Origin of the sequence: Rossellomorea sedimentorum, assembly GCF_046237645.1 — a bacterium.
GTDB classification, from domain to species: domain Bacteria; phylum Bacillota; class Bacilli; order Bacillales; family Bacillaceae_B; genus Rossellomorea; species Rossellomorea sedimentorum.
Genome location: NZ_CP143546.1, coordinates 1,824,658 through 1,836,619, shown reverse-complemented (window position 1 = coordinate 1,836,619; position 11,962 = coordinate 1,824,658). Strand labels below are relative to the sequence as shown.

Here is an 11,962-nt window from a genome sequence, read left to right as displayed (position 1 = left end):
GTACCCAAAAGGGAGGACCAACTTTGCGAAAACAAGACCAAAACGCCCAGCATGAAGCAGCGAAAGAATTAGCAGAAAGACAAATGAGTGACCGAAAAGAAATTCAATCGGTGAAGAATCCAAATACAAAACCCGGCCGTTAACACACTAAAGCGCTAAAAGGGACAGTCCCTCTTAGCGCTTTAATGTGTTAAAGTAACCTGCTTGGTCATTCAATGATCTGCACAGTAATATTTTTCACTCCGTATTCTAATGCTTCCTCACGAGATGGAATAAAGATGTCTATGCGGTTTCCAATAATGGCACTACCTGTATCTTCTGCTGTTGCATACCCAAATCCTTCGACATACACTTTTGATCCTAACGGAATAACAGCCGGATCGACAGCGATGACTTTTTCATCCGGATTGGCCCTCAGGTCGACACCCGTTTTCGTAATACCGATACAGCCATCACAGTATGCTGTATAAGCCGTGGCCTTAACTTCAACTTCTTTCACCACGTTGCCGCTGTTATTGTCCTTTGCATCCTTTTCATTTTGTGATTCCTCCTGCTTTTGAACCAGTGCTTCTTTTCCATTATGAATCAGTTCCTGTCTTGTCTCTACCGTGATACCCGCCTCATCTTGTTTAGCAGCCAGTTCCCAAAGCATGTCACCTTCTTTAATATTGTGGTAGTTCTCAATGCTGACTTGTTCCTGAATTTCAGTATTTTTTTCTGCCAGAATAGATAATGTATAAATTCCATTGATTAGTAAGATTAAGAATGCAACCAATAATGTCTTTTTCATGATGTAGCCTCCTTTTCGGCCGTTAAGCCAACAGAAGTCATAGTAACATAGGCATATCTCATGAAGGTGACAAAAGAATGATGAAACCATGACATTTGAGTAACACAACGTAATTTTTCAGGAATAATATCACACCCTGGCCATAATCTTGAGGAATCTTATTAATTTTCCAAGGAATTACAAACAATAATTTCCTATAAAACGTTTACACTCTTCCATTAGAAGATAAATACAAATAGAGGGTTTCCACGATAAATCTTTGCTCTCTGTACCATTTCATTATGAAAATCAACTTCATAAGGAGGATGAACAGATGACCATTCGACAAACACTGAAAAAACTTGAAAACCTTCATTTACAAAAACCAGATAAACTACTGACGATGTATCTCAATACGGACAGAAGAAATCCTAACCAGCAGGGAGGAAAATGGAAAATCGCCCTTAAGAACGGATTCAATAGTTTTGAAGAATATCTTGATAGAAGTAACGAGGAAGAAAGCGAAAGACTCCACAGTATACGTGAAAAAGTTGAAGCCTATGTTTCCGGACTGGAAAGAGATCTCCCTCGAAGCGTCGTTGTTTTTGCCTCAAAGGACAGCGGTGTATGGGAAACACTAGAATTGCAAGTCCCGGTTAAGACAAACTTCTACTGGGAAGAATTTGCCGTGCTTGACCAGCTTAAAGAGATTCATGCCCAACATCCTCTTACCGGCCTGATCCTTCTCCAGCAAAATCAGGTAAAAGTAATAGAAACAGCATTTGGCCAAGTGCAGGAAACCGAAATGTATCAATTTGATTTAGACACAGAAGAGTGGCGCAGACATGCAGGGCCTCAGCCGGCTGACGTCAGCATTGGAGGCAATGGAGGCAGCGCCAATCAGTATGACCATTTTCAAGATAGAATCGAAGCCCACCAAAAACGCTGGTATAAGAGTCTGGGAAATAAGCTTGACCGCGAAGCTGCGAACCGCAATTGGGAGAAACTCATCGTAGTGGGTGATAAAGCAACCGGGCACCTGCTGACAGAGAGTATGAATAAAAAAGTGGACGATATTCTGCATAAGAACCTATTGAATCAAAAAGAAGAAAAAATTTTGGAAGAGGTTTTTTCTTAAGTTATTAATAAAGTTGGAAGCAAAGGTGAAAAGCCTTTGCTTTTTTGTGTTTGGGAGATTAAAAATACTTCTTTGTGAATAAATTCAACTTATGATCTACGCCTATCTTGCGTACCACCCACAGGTTACGGACATACTGTAACGAAACCTCGAGCACTTTGGGTTTTGCCCTAAACATATGTATTAAAACCACTGTGTTCGTATAGATTGTTGCTATCGGAAAAATCCAAAGGGCCGGATTGTTCCCTTGGGTACCAGGGCTTATCTAACTGAACAGGGTGAATGGCTCTTTTCTTTCTTGTTTACCAGGATAATTCCTGTGAAATATGGTTATTTCTTGAACTTCATAGTGAATAGCAACAAAGTTTTAGAAAAGAACCATAAAAAAGAAGCAAAGGCTCAAGCCCTTGCTTCTTTAAAGTTGATTAATCTAAAATTGTTACTTTTACTGAACGTACTCCCCAATCAAGAGCGTCTTGTCTATTAGGGATAAATACGTCAATTTTGTTTCCTTTGATTGCGCCGCCAGTATCCTGTGCTGTCGCATATCCATATCCCTCAACATATACTTCCGTACCAAGCGGGATGACATTTGGATCTACTGCAATGACTTTTGCATCCGGATTGGCAATCAAGTCTACACCTGTTCTTGTGATTCCAGAACAGCCAACACAGCTTGCAGTATAGGCTGTTGCTTTCACAGTAAGTGTATTAGCCGCTTCCTGAGTCGGCTGCGTATTTACAGGTGTTTCTGCCGGTTGAGCAGGTGCTGGATCTTGAACTGTAGTTTCAGCAGTTGCAGTTGCCTGTGCAGCAGGTGCCGAAGTCTGCTCCTCTGCTGCCTGCTGTGGTGCAGCGGTTGTCTCCTGCTCGTTTACCAGTGTGGCCAGTCCGCGGTTGTCCAAATCGATAGTAAGCTTTTGGCCAGGATATATAATGTCTGAACTCAATGAATTAGTATTTTTAATTTCATTAACCGATACACCGTAATATTTTGCAATTCCCCATAAAGAATCTCCAGACTCTACTGTGTAGGTTTCAGTAGCTGATACTCTCAATTCCTGATTAGGGAAAATTAGATCGGAGTTCAAGTTATTCCATCTTAGAAGGTCCTCAACAGATGTACCATATTCTTTTGATAACCCCCAAAGAGTATCGCCCTTCTTAACTTCTACTTTTTCCGCAGAGGCACTCGCGCCCATTGTTAGTGTTAAACTTGCTGCCGTTGCAAGAGTGATAACTGTTTTCTTCATTCTAGTAATCCTCTCCTTTGTTAGTAAGTGGTACGATATCTTTACTCACATTCTTCATGCTAACATAGGAGTACTACAATGCGATTACGAGAGTATAATAGAGTCAATACATTTATATTTCAGTGTTGTAATGGGATAATATTCCTGATGGGAAAGGGTTCACACATTTTTAATAGAAGGAAACAAAAGATTTTGAAAGGTGGTTTAATGAGGGGATTTTAATGGTAAATAGATATTTTACTATCTTTCATGATACCGGTTTATCCCTCAATATTCAATAGAATTCGGGAATTTTCTTGGAAATCTCTCAAAGATAATCTCCACTTACCTCAACCCACTTTTACATAGCCTATTCCCAGAATACTCTGCATGAGAAAGTCTCTCCTCATCTGATCCTCTTCCGGACCGACAGTGGAATAATAACACTATTCAAATGGCTATCTTGTCCTCTCTTCCTAAAAAAAGCAGCCCATGTTTAATCACAGGCTGCTTCTACTTATATTATCATTTTTAAATAAAATTTGATTATTTTAAATCCTGAACTCAGATTCCGCTTTGAATCCTCGCGCAATTTTAAAGAGTTAGAATGATGGGCTCTCCTTTTGTCACGATAATTGTATGTTCAATTTGAGCAACATAACTTTTATCTTCTGTGACGAATGTCCATCCATCAGATTCCTGGACGATTTCTTCAGCCCGAGTGGAAACGAACGGTTCAAAAGCGATGACCATGCCGTCTACGAGCAAGCCATTGTCCCACGGATCGAAATAATTCATGATATGGGCCGGTTCTTCATGAAGTGATTTCCCAACACCATGTCCCGTCAAATTCTTGATGACCGTGTATCCATTTTTACGAGCTTCATTGTGTACAGCCTTCCCAATACCGTTTAATTTGGAACCTGCCTTGATTTTGCGCAGACCTGCGTCGAACGATTTTTTAACTGCTTCACACAAATCATGCAGTTTTTCATTCCCCTCGCCTACAACAAAGGAAATGCCTGTATCTGCATAGAATCCATCCTTTGATCCGGAGACATCAATATTGACAAGGTCTCCTTCCTGGATGACCCTGTCCCCAGGGATTCCATGAGCTACTTCTTCATTTACACTGATGCAAGTAAACCCTGGAAAATCATATTCTTGTTTAGGAGCCGAGACGGCACCATGTTGTTCAAACAGACTTGCTCCCAGCTCATCCAATTCCCTGGTTGTCATTCCTGGCTTGGCAGCACCTTTCATTTCATCCCTGATGGATGCGACAATCTTTCCGATGACTTTCATCGCTTGTAGTTCTTGTTCATTTTTAATAATCATGTTATCTTCCTTCTTTTAAATAGTCGTCTTTTTCTATTATACAGATTTCATGTCGAATGAGAAGGGAACTGCCCGGACAGATTCACCACTCACCGAATTTCAGCCTCCAGATAATCAATTTTTTCATTAAGATACTTCAGATCCCATTCCTGCATATTTTCTTTATCAATATTTTGGAGAATATACTTATGAAAACTGAAGACGGTTTCTTGACGGCCTGCCGGCATTTCCTTTTGAATAATGATCATGGCATCCAACAAAGCCAAAATCACTGATATATCTTGCTTAGCATAATGAACAATTTGGTAGAAGGACTTGTAAAGCAATCTTTCAAAAGTGAAAAACGGAATCGTTACCCGGGGTCTCCCCTCTTGATCTGTTAATGTTAAGATACCGTCATTCAACTCTGCTGTTTCACCGAGAAGAACCCCCAGATATCTGATGCAATCCCTTGCTGTATTAGGATCGTTGATTGAAGGGGAGACAGCTTTTACAGCTATCTCTGATATTCTTTGAATTGAAAATTCCAGATCATATTTTCCCATTCTTGCGCTTCCCACGGAAAAAAATTCTGATAGTTCCTCATTTAACTCCTGATCGCTATAGATCGTATAGAGGGGCTGTCCTTCTCTTATAAACTTTCCGACCCCTACTTCCACATCAATAAGAATTTCTTTTTCTGCTGAATGTTCCAACAGACCTTTAAAATCAACAAATTGAAGAAAGCCGCTTTCTTCGCTGCAAACTTCTTTTTTACATTTATATAGGGGTGGTACCATTTTTTCTTCTTGGACCACATTCTTTTTTTGAAGGTCTTTATAGAAACTTAAAACTTTCAGCGTATCTCTTTCCAGCCTTCCAATTAAACTGCTGATCTGAATAGAAGTGGCAACATGATGGATAAAATAGGCAAAGAAAGCAAGGCAAACAATGGCATAAACCACTCCAAAAAAAGAAGCAATGACAAACTGCTGGTTCAGCGACTGCCGCATGAACAGCAGGGCGGTGACGGAATATATAAATCCACCCATAAAGATTCCCAGGCCTCGAACTGTTGTTTTGTCATTAACAAAGTGCTTTAGGGCACGGGGAGAAAATTGAGATGAGTATGTAGTCAGTACCACCATGACGGTAGAGAAAGTAAAGGTTGTCATTGTCAGTAGTGAACCGGCTATCGTGCTTAGAACAGTCTGGGCCAAGTCGACTTGGGTCATCATAAAATTTGGCAGATATCCCTCCAGCGAGGGTGCCCAATAAAAATCGACCGAAATGGTTAAAATAGCTAAAATTAGCGAAGCCACGCTGTATAAAGAAGGAACAAACCATATACGATCTTTTAGATTCACAAAGAAACTCTTCAAAGAATCACTCCCTTTCGCTAAATTGCGCTGATTATATCACTGTAAAACAAAATTGTTTCCATATAGATTGTTGCTATCGGAAAAATCCAAAGGGCAGGATTTTCCCCTTGGCTATAAGGGCTTTTCTCACAAAAAGGGTGAATAGCTCTTTTCTTTCTTGCTGACTAAGAAAATTTCTGTTAGTTCTGGCCATATCTCTTGATCTTACTAGTAAATAGCAAACATAGTACTAGAATAGAGCCTAATACACCATCATAAAAAACCGGCCAGAGAAGCCGGTTTTTCTTGCCTTCATTGAAGTTGTTCCACAAAGGCTTTGGCCGTACTTAAACCGGATTGAGGATTCTGGCCTGTTACGAATCCCGTGTCTGTCACCACGTAATCCGAATAAGGACTTCCCTTTTGAAAGTCTGCCCCATTTTCCCTTAACTTAGATTCAAGCAGGAAAGGCACTAATGAATCCATCTCCGACTGTTGTTCTTCTTCATTCGTAAAACCAGTGATTCTTTTGCCATCGACAAGGTACCGGCCTGATGATAGTTTTACATCCACAAATCCCGCAGGCCCATGGCAAACAGCACCGATCAGCTTATTATTCTCTCCAAAATGAGCTAGTGCTTCCTGTAAAGCCGAATTTCCTGGAAGATCAAACATCGTTCCATGTCCCCCCGGAAGGAAGATGGCATTATAATCATTTACATTTACCTGAGAGAGTACCAGCGTGCTTTCCAGCTCCCGGATTGCTCCTTCCCATTCATCAGGAGGCATTTCTCCTTCGGTGGTACTCCGGGGATCGACAGGAACTCGACCGCCTTTAATACTGGCCACACTTACACTGTATCCATTGTTTATAAACTCCACATAAGGCTCGGCAAATTCAGAAAGCCATAAACCCGTAGGATGGTCTTTATCGATTTCTTCGGTATTTGTCAGGACGATTAGTATCTTTTTCACGTTAACCATTCCTCCTTCTTCTCTGTTAACTTTTATTTATCCGTGGGGTGGTTGAGTTAAACTATAATTCAAAAGCGGTTTTAAAAAAGCGGGATTGTGTATATAAAGAATGATGCCTCTACTGTTACTGTTAATGAAAGGAGACCATTCATTGAAAAGATATACGCTATTGGCCTTATCCGTCCTTGTTACGCTTACTTTCATTGCATGCAGCCCTGTTCAGCAATCAGAAGCACTTACCAATGAAGAAGCCAAACAGAAAATTGATTCAGGAGAAGTGACCGTACTGGATGTACGTACAAAAGAGGAACGTGCTGCAGGCTATATTCAAGAAAGTGTATCCATACCTCTGGACGAACTGGAAAACCGCATGGATGATTTGGATAAAAACAAAACCTATATTGTCGTCTGTCAAACAGGAAGCAAATCTCCACAGGCAGCAGCTTTAATGATAAACAATGGCTTTACTGAAGTATCTTATTTGAAGTCTGGAATGAGCGGCTGGAGCTATCCACTTGAAAACTAAAGGCCGTGTTTTTTTAGAATTGGCTCCATAGGACCGGATTTTCCCCTCTGATACATTGGCTTTCCTTTCTCGACAGAGTGAGTAGTCGTTCTTTTCTTGTTTGCTTATCCTAGATTAAATAGCAACAAACTTTTGAAAGGGGCCATAATAAAAGAAACCTGTGCTGAACCGACAGCACAGGTTTCTTTTATTCAATAATGAGCAACTCTTTTGGAAACTTTGTTAGTGTTTCATATCCAGCGGAAGTGACAAGTACATCATCTTCAATACGGACACCGCCGATTTCCGGAAGATAAATTCCTGGTTCAATGGTGTACACCATGCCTTCTCTCAATATCCCATCGTTCATATGGCTCATAGAAGGAAACTCATGAACATTGATACCCAATCCATGACCAATACGATGAGGGAAGTAGTCGCCATATCCTGCATCTGAAATGACTTTGCGGGCGATACTGTCTAGATCACCAATTCTGTTACCCGGCTTGCTTGCTTCGAGTGACGCCTGTTCAGCTTTCAGAACTGTTTCGTATATTTCTCTTTGTTTATTCGATACAGATTTGAAAGCAACAGTACGAGTAATATCCGAGCAATATCCTTCGAGGACGACTCCTAAATCAAAGAGCACAAAATCCCCAGGCTTCAAGCGGCGGTCACCAGGATTTCCATGCGGCTCACCCGATTTTTCACCGAAAAGGACCATGGTTGAAAACGACATTTGCCTTATTCCTTTTTTCTTAAGCTCATATTCAATTTTAGCCAGCACTTCCATTTCAGTAATGCCCGCTTTAAGTGCTTCCACTCCTGTCTGCACTCCAAAATCGGCCAATTCCGCAGCACGCCGGATTATTTCAATTTCCTTCTCGTCTTTAACCACACGAAGTTCATTCAATTTATCTTCTGCATTAATGACTTCAGCCTGCGGGAACATGGACAAGAAAGCCTCACTTCGTGAATAGGAAAGCACTTCTTTCTCCAGCGCCACTCTCTCCGCTTTTACAATATTTCTCTTCCTGATGGCCTCTTGAATGAGATCCCAAGGATTTTCATGGTCCCCATATCCTATGATTTCATCATTCCAACCGGCATTTCTCAGTTGGCCTTTCTCCATTGCCGGAAGAACAAACAACGGTGCCGCCTCCTTAAAAAGAAAAAGCCCCATTAACCGCTCATGCGGGTCCGTCAGGAAGTTGGATAAGTAAAAAACATTTTCTTTGGAATTGAGGAAGACTCCTGCGATATCCTGTTCTTTCAGCCATGTTTGAAACTTTTCTATGCGATCCTTCATTTTCTCCACTCCACTTCTTACATATGTATTTAACTGGTGTTACCTAAAAGCGATCATGTCAACACATTATCATAGTTTATACTCAAAGTTAATATATAAGCAGTGAGCGTTGCTTTTGGAAAGGTAGGAATTAATCCGGACCAGACTCTGTGGGAAAGTGATCCCTGAGAGTAACCGTCTTTTTTACTAGAATATGGTCAATTTTACGCATTAAAAAACACCTTCTTTGACGGTTTCTCTAAGAAGGTGTCTTTCTTTACTGGTTTATACCTCGGCTGTGCCTATGAAGTCTTTCAGGAGTTCCTCTGCCTGAATACGTGCTTCAACATTATCAGTACTGATAGGCGTGAATTCAAGCTGTCCGGCACGTTCAGAAACTTCAATCATGATTTCGTTCGTCACATGGAAAGGAAACAGTGCTCTAGGAAGATGCTGCATTGCCTTTCTATCTCCTGCTTCATTCTCATATAATGATAATGTAATAATTTCATCCGACATATTTTCAATTTTGTATAGACCAATATCCATTACAGTTCACTCCTCTATGAATATTTAAGAATGTGTTGTTATTCTAAAGATACCCGTTCTACTGAAGTTGAAACCGTAATTACAAGAATAATTTCATACTCTTGTTAAAAGGTCTATCCAATTTACCATGAATCTTACTATCTGTTTACACTCTTCGGTAATAGTATATTAATATACTATTCTTTTTGAAATTCGAACTCAAGCTTCTTGTTCTCTTGGTTCCAGGCAAGGATCGCATCAAAAGTTCGTTCTCCTTTTTTAAAGCCCTTTATCACATCAGTCTTACCATCAGTAATCAATTTTTTTGCATTCGCTTGGGAAATCTTTTTCTTCATGATCATTTTAGATAACGTGAAACTGCATTTTGTTTTGTTATAGGCACTGCAGCCATAAAATTCTCCTTTGTCGATGACCTTCTCCTTGCAAAAAGGACAGCTGCCTATTGACTTGCCCAGCGAACCACGCGACCGGGTCCTTTGAATGGATTCTGTGTCGATGCCTTCGAATATCCAGCTGTTGGACGCCTCAATCGCGTCTTCGATGATTTTTCCGCTAAGCTTCTTGACCTGCTCCATGAATTGAGGGGCAGAGGCTTGTCCTTTCCCAATTTCACGGAGCCTTTGTTCCCATTTCGCAGTCATTTCAGGGGAAGCGAGAATCTTATCGCCGATTGCTTCAACCAAGACTTTTCCTTTATCGGTTGCATAGACCGTATTTCGCTTCACTTCTATATATTTTCTGTCTTTCAAACCAGCAATGATACTTGCTCTTGTCGCTTCTGTTCCCAATCCTTCAGTACTGGAGAGCACTTTTTCAAGCTCTTCGTCATTCAAATGCTTCCCTGCGGTCTTCATCAATGTAATCAGCTGTCCCTCTGTGTACCGTTTAGGAGGCTGTGTTTTTCCTTCTTTGACTTTTACACTTTTTACTTTTCCAAGATTCCCTTTATCGACTTTTGGAAGGAGCTGTTCATCATCCTTGTCACTCTGGAAAATCACCTTTCGCCAGCCTTCTTGTATTTGGACTTTCCCCTTGGAGATAAACTCAGCCCTGCCATCAACAAGGGTGACGTATGTCGTATAATCAAAAATGGATTTATCATAATGTGCAGCAATAAGCCTGCGGACAACCAGATCATAAATTTTCTGCTCATCAGCCGGCAGTTTCTCAGGGTTTTTCACTTGCTCTGTCGGAATAATGGCATAGTGATCAGTCACTTTCTTTTCATTAACATACCTTTTATTATGAATGACAGACTGTACCGGGAGCGGAAACAGCTCTTGATAAGCTGGAATATTGTTCAATTTTCCTAATATTTCCGGAAATGTTTCTGCCTCTCCTTTGGTAACGTAGTTTGAATCGGAACGAGGATAGGAAACAATCCCTTTTTGATAAAGCCTTTGAAGAGTATCCAAGGTCTTTTGAGGTGAAAATTTAAACACCTTGTTGGCTGTAGCCTGAAGTGAGGACAGGTTGAACAGCATCGGTGGCTGATATTCTTTCCTTTCAGTCAAGATATCCTTTACTTCTGCTGGTTTTCCTTTACAAAAATCCGCAATTTTCATTGCAACTTCTTTATCTTTCACCCTTGAATCCTTATCTTTTTCCCATTTCCCCTGGTATACTTTTCCCTCCACATCAAAATCTGCGGTCACTTCCCAAAATGGTTCACTGACAAAGCTTTCAATCTCTTTTTCTCTTTTTACAATCAAAGCTAGCGTAGGCGTCTGTACCCGCCCAGCCGAAAAGACATCGGACATACCTTTCTGCTTTAAAAGAATGCTATAGATCCTGGAAGCATTCATCCCGATAATCCAATCCGCACACGCGCGGGAATAGGCCTCATAAAAAACACTCCTCGTATCACTCTCATCCAATAACTTGGCAAACCCTTCGGTGACGGCCTTTGGTGTCAGGGAAGAAATCCAAAGCCTTTTCATTGGTTTGCGGACCCCGGCCATATTGATGATGTTCCGAACAATCAATTCCCCTTCCCGGCCTGCATCACCCGCATGAATGATCTCGGTAACTGAGGGCTTTTGAAGTAGAGATTTAACTGCATTAAATTGCTTATATTTTGACCTGGTTACTTCATATTTGAATTTTTCTGGAATGATCGGTAATGTATCGACACTCCACTTCTTCCATTGGCTTTTATATTTTTCCGGGGACTGGAGCTGCAAAAGGTGTCCGATGGCCCATGTAATGTAGGCTCCTTTTGGAAACAGCTGATTTGGCAGGATTTCAATGAATCCCTGTCCTTTCTTATGAGGAAAAGGCTTGGCTAGCGCAGCTCCCTGATCAGGCTTTTCTGCAATTATAACTTTCATTTTCGGCTCCTTTGCAGTGGATTGTTTTACAAAAAGTGCAATGGGTTTCTTTCGATTCTATGTTTAAAATGGCGATTGAATTTGTTGACAAATATCCTTCATTGTAGCATATATCAAACTGCTAAAACAGTGGTGCATTAATCTGCGAGACAGTGACGTTCTGTATAAAACATGGTTGGTATGGGTGTTGGGTTAATGGATTGGAATTCAATAAGCTAATTGTGTGAAGGGGGAAGATTTGAATGTAAGGATAGTCGAGTGATTCTGGCGGAGACCTTTTTAGAGTTTCTAATATAGTGTAGTCAAGCAACTAATTCTGTATGACATTCATCGTATTGGTTGCTTTGTTCGATAGAAAGGGGAAGGTTTCGTGAGATGGTCCTCGCTCTTATTATAACGCAAGTCAACTCAACAGCGGTAGGCTCATCTATCATTTTATATTTTGGGTGTGTGGGTAGGCTTTGATTCGTTCGACTCGATTGGTTAACTTGGGCAGCA

Annotated in this window: 10 protein-coding genes; 2 read left to right on the top strand and 8 right to left on the bottom strand. The window is 40.8% G+C overall.

What is annotated here, in order from left to right:
• Positions 1–208: 208 nt before the first annotated feature.
• Positions 209–790, bottom strand: a complete 582-nt coding sequence (locus V1502_RS08975; RefSeq protein WP_409254014.1) for a 3D domain-containing protein — start codon at positions 788–790, stop codon at positions 209–211.
• Between the two features lie 313 nt (positions 791–1,103).
• Here V1502_RS08975 and V1502_RS08970 point away from each other — a divergent pair, with 313 nt between their 5' ends.
• Positions 1,104–1,907 carry a VLRF1 family aeRF1-type release factor gene (locus V1502_RS08970; protein ID WP_409254013.1) on the top strand — a complete coding sequence of 268 codons (804 nt, stop codon included), beginning with the start codon at positions 1,104–1,106 and terminating at the stop codon, positions 1,905–1,907.
• 425 nt (positions 1,908–2,332) lie between these two features.
• Here the strand turns inward: V1502_RS08970 and V1502_RS08965 are convergent, their stop codons facing one another.
• From V1502_RS08965 to V1502_RS08950, 4 genes are all read right to left on the bottom strand, one after another.
• Entirely contained in the window at positions 2,333–3,160 is an 828-nt protein-coding gene (locus V1502_RS08965) for a LysM peptidoglycan-binding domain-containing protein (protein ID WP_409254012.1), read from the bottom strand.
• A gap of 573 nt (positions 3,161–3,733) precedes the next feature.
• Positions 3,734–4,477: a type I methionyl aminopeptidase gene (gene map / locus V1502_RS08960; protein ID WP_409254011.1), complete on the bottom strand. Its 744-nt coding sequence runs from the start codon at positions 4,475–4,477 to the stop codon at positions 3,734–3,736.
• 89 nt (positions 4,478–4,566) lie between these two features.
• Positions 4,567–5,838, bottom strand: a complete 1,272-nt coding sequence (locus V1502_RS08955) for a DUF2254 domain-containing protein (RefSeq protein WP_409254010.1) — start codon at positions 5,836–5,838, stop codon at positions 4,567–4,569.
• 291 nt (positions 5,839–6,129) lie between these two features.
• Complete coding sequence (locus V1502_RS08950) at positions 6,130–6,801, bottom strand: type 1 glutamine amidotransferase domain-containing protein (protein WP_409254009.1); 672 nt, start codon at positions 6,799–6,801, stop codon at positions 6,130–6,132.
• Positions 6,802–6,943: 142 nt separating this feature from the next.
• On the opposite strand from V1502_RS08950, the gene V1502_RS08945 reads away from it, so the two are divergent.
• Positions 6,944–7,318, top strand: coding sequence for a rhodanese-like domain-containing protein (locus V1502_RS08945; RefSeq protein WP_409254008.1), 375 nt, complete (start codon positions 6,944–6,946; stop codon positions 7,316–7,318).
• A 187-nt stretch (positions 7,319–7,505) separates the two neighbouring features.
• Here the strand turns inward: V1502_RS08945 and V1502_RS08940 are convergent, their stop codons facing one another.
• The 3 genes from V1502_RS08940 to V1502_RS08930 all read right to left on the bottom strand — a co-directional run bounded on the left by V1502_RS08940 (position 7,506) and on the right by V1502_RS08930 (position 11,464).
• The gene (locus V1502_RS08940) at positions 7,506–8,606 is read right to left on the bottom strand and encodes a M24 family metallopeptidase (protein ID WP_409254007.1); all 1,101 of its coding nucleotides are present in this window, start codon (positions 8,604–8,606) and stop codon (positions 7,506–7,508) included.
• A gap of 264 nt (positions 8,607–8,870) precedes the next feature.
• Positions 8,871–9,134 carry a hypothetical protein gene (locus tag V1502_RS08935; RefSeq protein ID WP_409254006.1) on the bottom strand — a complete coding sequence of 88 codons (264 nt, stop codon included), beginning with the start codon at positions 9,132–9,134 and terminating at the stop codon, positions 8,871–8,873.
• 176 nt (positions 9,135–9,310) lie between these two features.
• Positions 9,311–11,464, bottom strand: coding sequence for a DNA topoisomerase III (locus tag V1502_RS08930; RefSeq protein WP_409254005.1), 2,154 nt, complete (start codon positions 11,462–11,464; stop codon positions 9,311–9,313).
• Between the last annotated feature and the right edge of the window lie 498 nt (positions 11,465–11,962).

What these genes read in the sequence shown, in the direction of transcription:
- V1502_RS08975 (WP_409254014.1), bottom strand. Translation starts at nt 790, where the DNA reads ATGAAAAAGACATTATTGGTTGCATTCTTAATCTTACTAATCAATGGA.
- V1502_RS08970 (WP_409254013.1), top strand. Translation starts at nt 1,104, where the DNA reads ATGACCATTCGACAAACACTGAAAAAACTTGAAAACCTTCATTTACAA.
- V1502_RS08965 (WP_409254012.1), bottom strand. Translation starts at nt 3,160, where the DNA reads ATGAAGAAAACAGTTATCACTCTTGCAACGGCAGCAAGTTTAACACTA.
- map (WP_409254011.1), bottom strand. Translation starts at nt 4,477, where the DNA reads ATGATTATTAAAAATGAACAAGAACTACAAGCGATGAAAGTCATCGGA.
- V1502_RS08950 (WP_409254009.1), bottom strand. Translation starts at nt 6,801, where the DNA reads ATGGTTAACGTGAAAAAGATACTAATCGTCCTGACAAATACCGAAGAA.
- V1502_RS08940 (WP_409254007.1), bottom strand. Translation starts at nt 8,606, where the DNA reads ATGAAGGATCGCATAGAAAAGTTTCAAACATGGCTGAAAGAACAGGAT.
- V1502_RS08935 (WP_409254006.1), bottom strand. Translation starts at nt 9,134, where the DNA reads ATGGATATTGGTCTATACAAAATTGAAAATATGTCGGATGAAATTATT.
- V1502_RS08930 (WP_409254005.1), bottom strand. Translation starts at nt 11,464, where the DNA reads ATGAAAGTTATAATTGCAGAAAAGCCTGATCAGGGAGCTGCGCTAGCC.